The organism is Rhodococcus sp. R1101, from assembly GCF_000278445.1.
Taxonomy (GTDB): Bacteria; Actinomycetota; Actinomycetes; order Mycobacteriales; family Mycobacteriaceae; genus Rhodococcus; species Rhodococcus gordoniae.
In genome coordinates this window covers 1-2,159 of sequence record NZ_AJVB01000580.1, presented here as the reverse complement: position 1 = coordinate 2,159, position 2,159 = coordinate 1, and the positions used below count along the sequence as shown (strand labels likewise).

Below are 2,159 nucleotides of genomic sequence, written 5' to 3'. Positions count from 1 at the left end.
GGGCTCCGGCACGGCGCATCACGGGCGCCAGCAACGCCAGCGGCGCCGCGGCCCCGAACCAGACGGTGTCGCAGTCGTGTTCGACGAGCAGGCGGGTGGCGCGTCGCGCGACGTCGGGGGTGGGCAGCATCAGCGTCGTGGAATGACGGACGACCTCGAAGGGAGCCCGCGCGTCGAACTTCACGTGACTGTCGCCGCGCCAGCGCGGTGCGTAGACGACGAGGTCGTCGGACGGCAGCTGGTTCGCGAAGGCGTGCAGATAGGACTGGATGCCACCGGGGCGGGGCGGGAAATCGTTCGTCACCAGCAGGGTTCGCGACATGGGTCCACCGTAGAAGCAGCGGGACGCGCGCGCGTGGACGGGTCCCGCCCCGGCACGGGCCGGTCAGTGGGTGTCGCGGAGTCGGCCTCCGAGCCAGCGTCCCCAGCCCTCCACGAACTCGGTGGTGTCGACGCCGAGCAGTTCGGTGAGCACGTCGTCGAGCTTCTCGTCCGTGGCGGGACCCGCGGCGAGGGCGCGGTACAGGGCGACCAGTCTGTCGTGTCCGAACTCGTCGGCGGTGTACGCGGCGATCGACCAGGCGGTCTCGTAGGCGAGCGCCGAGCGTTCGCCGGTGAAATCGCCGTCGGCCGGCAGCGACAACGGTACACCCGACGACCGAACCTGCCGGGTCAGCGTCGGTGCGATCCGCCGGACGTCGAGCTCCTCCGCTGTCGCGCGGTGGCCGACGTAGTCGGCGAAACCCTCGAGGACCCACATCGGCGAACCGTCCACCGTGCCGGCCCGCGCGGCGACGTGCACCGTCTCGTGGGCGAGCACGGTTCTCCGCGAGGTGTCGTCGAGCCGCTCGCTCGCAGCCGGGTTGAAGACGATGCGCTGACCGGTGGCGATCCCGCGCCCGTGATCCACGTCGTCGGAGACCGCGACGGCAGCGATGTCGTCGCCGTCGTGCCGCGGCCCGACGAGGTGCGAGAACTCCTCGCGCGAGGAGGTCACGACGACCAGCGCGCGCCGCGGCCAGGTGTCGCCCCACAGGCCGTCGACGGCCTCCACCACGGACGGCAGGTCGTCGGCGAGGTCGTCCACGAACGACGCGTTGTCCGGGTGCCCGATCACGAGCGAACGTCCGCCCTCGGTCTGTGCGGTCGCGACGTGGAGCGGGCCGTGGTCCCACGGTCCCCGCCAGGTCGCGGTCTCCGCCCCGGCGAGGGCCGGCGCGTCGTCGGCGATCCGCCAGCCGTGCGGCCGGTGGACGAACAGCACGGTCACGGGCCGGCGGGTGGGTACGTCGTCGATGCCGTCCACAGCGAACCGGAGGTGGACGCGGTGGGCCCGGACCTCGTCGGCGCCGAACCGGGCGACGACCTCGGGCGGCAGGGGCAACGCCGAGTCGGGGGCGAGTTCGTAGCCGAAGTCGGTGAGAGGAACGGAGGCGATCGCCGCGATCCGCTCCCGCTCGGAGTCGATGAGCGCCGGGGACGCGGCGTCGATCAGCCGGGTGAGGAACACGTCGTCGCCGGTCCGGACGGCCAGGCTCCAGTCGTCCAGCACGACCTGCAGTTCGGCCCGTACCCGGCTGTCGGCGTCGTCGGTGTCCGCCGGGTCGACGGCCAGCAGCAGGCCTGCCGTGACCAGTGCGACGACCAGCCCGGCCAGGCCGAGACGTTCCCACCGGCGGGTACCGGCGGGAGAGGACGATCGCGCGGGCACCGCGTCAGTCTAGGTCGACGTCCGGGCGGCGCCCGGGGCGACCTCGGCAGTCGGCGCCGACGTGGCGGCGAATCAGTACCGGCGGGCGCTGTGGAACGGGAACCGATCGATCGACTGGACCTTCACCGGTACACCGAAGGTCGAGGCATGCACCATGTTGCCGTCGCCGACGTACATGCCGACGTGGGAGGCATCGTCGTAGAAGATGACGAGGTCGCCGGGCTGCAGATTCTCGCGGGAGACGGGGGTGCCGCCCTGCGCCTGGGCCTGACTGGAGCGGGGCAGCGCCTTGCCGACCTGCTTGTACGCCCAGACCATGAGGCCCGAACAGTCGAACTGATCGGGGCCGGTCGCGCCCCAGACGTACGGGGAGCCGATGCGGGACAGGGCCGCCCGGAGGGCGGCGCCGTTGCTGCCGGGGACGAGGTGCTGCAGGATCTTCTCGGCG

The 2,159-nt window shown here is 72.3% G+C and carries 2 protein-coding genes and 1 pseudogene; all 3 read right to left on the bottom strand.

Annotated features, from left to right (window positions below):
* Nucleotides 1–322, bottom strand: a pseudogene (locus R1101_RS0121870) (alpha-(1-2)-phosphatidylinositol mannosyltransferase); the annotation flags it as partial.
* Between the two features lie 63 nt (nucleotides 323–385).
* Entirely contained in the window at nucleotides 386–1,711 is a 1,326-nt protein-coding gene (locus tag R1101_RS0121865) for a hypothetical protein (RefSeq protein ID WP_016935372.1), read from the bottom strand.
* Between the two features lie 72 nt (nucleotides 1,712–1,783).
* On the bottom strand, nucleotides 1,784–2,159 hold a 376-nt coding region (locus R1101_RS0121860; protein ID WP_016935371.1), incomplete at its 5' end, for a C40 family peptidase.